Below are 4,266 nucleotides of genomic sequence, written 5' to 3'. Positions count from 1 at the left end.
AGCGGCCACGCGCTCAAGGATATAGGGCTTGAACGGGTCAAGCTTGCAGGGTCTGGGTGCGCGTGGCTTGTAGCGGATATCCGCTACGGGCAGCGGGCTACGGATATATCTGCGAACGGTCTCACGAGAGCATGAAAGCTGGCGCGCAATGGCGCGTATCGACATGCCCTGACGGTGTAAAACACTCATCTCCACTCTGGTCTCCAATGTCATCATTGGCAGTGCCTTAAAACTGCCATTTTTACCCTGGGTCGGTCAGATTTACATCGGCAGGTGGGCCAGTTTTACATCGGTAGCGACAGAACAGCAGAATGATCACACCACATGCCGTGACCACGCGCCACGTCAGCCGATAGATAAAGCGGCGGCACCCGGCGGGGAATTGGGCGGTCAGTCATATCAAAGTGGGTTTCCAGTTTCCATTGTGCTTCAAAGCCGCTTTGTTGCCAGTATGTGGTTAATAAGACAATCAACATTCATCGGGCATTCGACAATGCTACCATACTCTCGCCATAATGTTGCAGAACAATGGATACCTTCAATCCTGAATCAGCCAACGGAGTAAAAATGGGTCAGGAAAAGCTGTATGTAGAGAAAGAGTTAAGTTGGTTATCCTTCAATGAACGCGTGTTGCAGGAAGCTGCCGATAAAACTAACCCGCTGATTGAGCGTATGCGTTTTTTGGGTATCTATTCCAATAATCTGGAAGAGTTTTATAAAGTCCGCTTTGCTGACCTGAAACGCCGCATTCTGATCGGTGAGGAGCAAGGCTCCCCGAATACGCCGCGCCACCTGCTAAAAAAAATCCAGGCGCGCGTACTGAAAGCCGATCAGGAGTTCGACAGTCTCTACAATGACCTGCTGCTAGAGATGGCGCGTAACCAAATCTTCCTGATTAATGAACGCCAGCTCTCTCCCAATCAGCAGAGCTGGCTGCGTCACTACTTTAAGCACCATCTGCGCCAGCACATTACTCCGATCCTGATTAATCACGACACCGACCTGATTGAGTTTCTGAAAGACGACTACACCTATCTGGCGGTGGAAATTATTCGCGGCGAAGATATTCGCTATGCGCTGCTGGAGATCCCTTCCGATAAAGTGCCGCGCTTCGTTAACCTGCCGCCGGAGACACCGCGCCGCCGCAAGCCGATGATCCTGTTGGATAACATCCTGCGCTACTGCCTAGGTGATATTTTCCGCGGCTTCTTCGACTACGACGCGCTGAACGCCTACTCGATGAAGATGACGCGCGATGCGGAATATGATTTGGTCACCGAGATGGAGTCGAGCCTGCTGGAGCTGATGTCATCCAGCCTGAAGCAGCGCCTAACGGCCGAACCCGTGCGCTTTGTTTATCAGCGCGATATGCCGGATGCCATGGTGCAAATGCTGGGTAAAAAGCTCAACATCACCAACTATGACTCGATTGTTCCTGGTGGCCGTTACCATAACTTTAAAGACTTTATTGGCTTCCCGAATATGGGCAAAGCGAACTTGGTCAACAAACCGCTGCCGCAGCTGCGCCACATCTGGTTTGACCGTTTCCGTAATGGCTTTGACGCCATCCGTAATCGCGATGTGCTACTCTACTACCCTTATCACACCTTTGAGCACGTGCTGGAACTGCTGCGCCAGGCCTCGTTTGACCCGGCGGTGCTGGCGATCAAAATCAATATTTACCGCGTGGCGAAAGACTCACGCATTATCTTTGCGATGATCCACGCCGCCTATAACGGCAAGAAAGTCACCGTGGTGGTGGAGCTGCAGGCGCGTTTCGATGAAGAGGCCAATATTCACTGGGCCAAACGGCTGACCGAAGCTGGCGTGCATGTAATCTTCTCCGCGCCTGGCCTGAAGATTCACGCCAAGCTGTTCTTGATTTCGCGCCATGAAAACGGCGAGATTGCGCGCTATGCGCATATCGGCACCGGTAACTTTAACGAAAAAACTGCGCGTATTTATACCGACTACTCGCTGCTAACTGCCGATGCGCGTATCACCAATGAAGTGCGCCGGGTGTTTAACTTTATCGAAAACCCGTATCGCCCGGTCACGTTCAAACACCTGATGGTCTCGCCGCAGAACTCGCGCAAGATGCTGTATCAGTTGATTGATAATGAGATCGCCAATGCGCAGAAAGATATTCCTGCCGGTATCACGTTGAAGATTAACAACTTAGTCGACAAAGGCTTGGTGGACCGTCTTTATACGGCGTCCAGCGTTGGCGTAAAGGTCGAACTGCTGGTACGCGGCATGTGCTTGCTGATCCCGAATTTGGAAGGCATCAGCGAAAATATTCGCGTAATTAGTATCGTCGACCGCTACCTAGAACACGATCGCGTCTATATCTTTGATAACGGTGGCGATAAAAAAGTGTTCCTTTCCTCCGCTGACTGGATGACGCGCAACATCGATTACCGTATCGAAGTGGCCGTCGCCATCCTTGACCCTATTCTGAAACAGCGCATCCTAGATATTATCGCCATCCTGTTACGTGATACGCTGAAGGCCCGTTTCGTCGATAAAGAGTTGAGCAACCGCTATGTTCCACGCGGTAACCGTCGAAAGGTCCGCGCCCAGCTGGCCATCTACGATTACATTAAATCACTTGAGCAACCTGATTAATCACTATGCCAATTTCCCATAAAAATACGCCGAAACCGCAGGAATTTGCCGCCATCGACCTAGGTTCGAACAGTTTTCACATGGTGATTGCCCGCGTAGTGGACGGGGCGATGCAGGTGCTTGGACGTCTGAAACAGCGAGTGCACCTAGCTGACGAGCTGGACAGCAACAACGTGCTGAGCGAAGAGGCCATCAAGCGCGGTTTGACCTGCTTGGCTCTGTTTGCCGAACGTTTGCAGGAATTCAGCCCGGCCAATGTCACCATCGTCGGCACCCACACCCTGCGCCATGCGGTTAATGCCGAAGATTTCCTGCAGCATGCCGCCGACGTTATCCCCTACCCGATTGAGGTGATCTCCGGCCACGAAGAAGCCCGCCTGATCTTTATGGGTGTGGAGCATACCCAGCCGGAAAAAGGCCGCAAACTGGTGATCGATATTGGCGGCGGCTCAACCGAGCTAGTGATTGGTGAAGACTTCGAGCCAAAGCTTGTCGAGAGCCGCCGCATGGGCTGCGTCAGCTTTGCGAATCTCTACTTCCCGGGCGGTGCCATCAGCAAAGAGAACTTCTGCCGGGCGCGCTTGGCTGCGGTGCAGAAACTGGAAACACTGGCATGGCAGTATCGCCTAATGGGCTGGCAGTATGCGCTCGGTGCCTCCGGCACCATTAAGGCTACCTGTGAAGTGCTGCAGGCAATGGGCGAGAAAGATAAGCTGATCACGCCGGAACGGCTGGAAAAGCTGTGTGACGAGGTGATTAAGCACAAATCGTTTGATGCCCTGAGCCTGCCGGGCCTAACGGAAGAGCGTAAAGGGGTGTTTGTGCCAGGTCTCGCCATTCTTTGTGGCGTATTCGATGCGCTGGCGATCCGTGAACTGCGCCTGTCCGACGGTGCGCTGCGCGAAGGCGTGCTGTACGAAATGGAAGGCCGCTTCCGCCATCAAGATATCCGCAGCCGTACCGCGCAGAGCCTAGCAAACCACTACACCATCGACAGCGATCAGGCGCGCCGCGTGCTGGAAACCACCGAACTGCTCTACAACCAGTGGCTTGACCAGAACAGCAAGCAGGCCAATCTACAGCTGGATGCACTGCTGAAGTGGGCTGCGATGCTACACGAAGTGGGGTTGACGATTAACCACAGCGGCATGCAGCGCCACTCGGCCTATATCCTGCAAAACACCAATATGCCGGGGTTTAATCAGGATCAGCAGACACTGCTCGCCACGCTGGTACGCTATCACCGTAAGGCGGTGAAAGTGGACGAGATGCCGCGCTTGACGCTGTTTAAACGTAAACAGTTTCTGCCGCTGGTGTTCTTGTTACGCCTAGGTACGCTGCTGAATAACCAGCGTCAGGCGACTTCTAAACCTGAGGATCTGAAGCTGGAAACCGATGATGGTCATTGGACTCTGACGTTCCCGCGTAACTACTTCAGCCAGAACAACCTAGTTCAGCTTGACCTTGAGCGCGAACAGACTTACTGGAATGACATCACCGGCTGGCAGCTGACCATTCAGGAAGAAGCGTAACCGTTGACAGGGTCGATTTAAACAGAAGGTCAGCCCCTTCAAGTCACCCTCTTTTTTGCTCAACCCTCAAATGACCACGCAAAATTGATGGCACTGTTGCAAAGAT

Annotated in this window: 4 protein-coding genes; 2 read left to right on the top strand and 2 right to left on the bottom strand. The window is 53.0% G+C overall.

Features of this window, described 5'->3' with window-relative positions; translation table 11 throughout:
- Both BBW68_RS15815 and BBW68_RS18275 read right to left on the bottom strand, forming a co-directional pair.
- Positions 1-216: helix-turn-helix domain-containing protein (locus tag BBW68_RS15815; RefSeq protein WP_148127540.1), on the bottom strand; the 216-nt coding region annotated here is incomplete at its 3' end.
- 68 nt (positions 217-284) lie between these two features.
- Positions 285-476, bottom strand: a complete 192-nt coding sequence (locus tag BBW68_RS18275; protein WP_148127539.1) for a hypothetical protein — start codon at positions 474-476, stop codon at positions 285-287.
- A gap of 91 nt (positions 477-567) precedes the next feature.
- Between BBW68_RS18275 and ppk1 the strand changes: the two genes are divergently transcribed.
- Both ppk1 and ppx read left to right on the top strand, forming a co-directional pair.
- Positions 568-2,628 carry a polyphosphate kinase 1 gene (gene ppk1 / locus BBW68_RS04745; protein ID WP_070134233.1) on the top strand — a complete coding sequence of 687 codons (2,061 nt, stop codon included), beginning with the start codon at positions 568-570 and terminating at the stop codon, positions 2,626-2,628.
- A gap of 5 nt (positions 2,629-2,633) precedes the next feature.
- Complete coding sequence (ppx, locus tag BBW68_RS04740; protein WP_070134232.1) at positions 2,634-4,160, top strand: exopolyphosphatase; 1,527 nt, start codon at positions 2,634-2,636, stop codon at positions 4,158-4,160.
- Positions 4,161-4,266 lie beyond the last annotated feature (106 nt).

Origin of the sequence: Candidatus Erwinia dacicola (assembly GCF_001756855.1) — a bacterium.
In the GTDB taxonomy this organism is placed as follows: domain Bacteria; phylum Pseudomonadota; class Gammaproteobacteria; order Enterobacterales; family Enterobacteriaceae; genus Erwinia; species Erwinia dacicola.
The sequence above is the reverse complement of the archived record's forward strand: the minus strand, read 5'-3'. Positions and strand labels throughout refer to the sequence as shown.

What these genes read in the sequence shown, in the direction of transcription:
- BBW68_RS18275 (WP_148127539.1), bottom strand. Translation starts at nt 476, where the DNA reads ATGTTGATTGTCTTATTAACCACATACTGGCAACAAAGCGGCTTTGAA.
- ppk1 (WP_070134233.1), top strand. Translation starts at nt 568, where the DNA reads ATGGGTCAGGAAAAGCTGTATGTAGAGAAAGAGTTAAGTTGGTTATCC.
- ppx (WP_070134232.1), top strand. Translation starts at nt 2,634, where the DNA reads ATGCCAATTTCCCATAAAAATACGCCGAAACCGCAGGAATTTGCCGCC.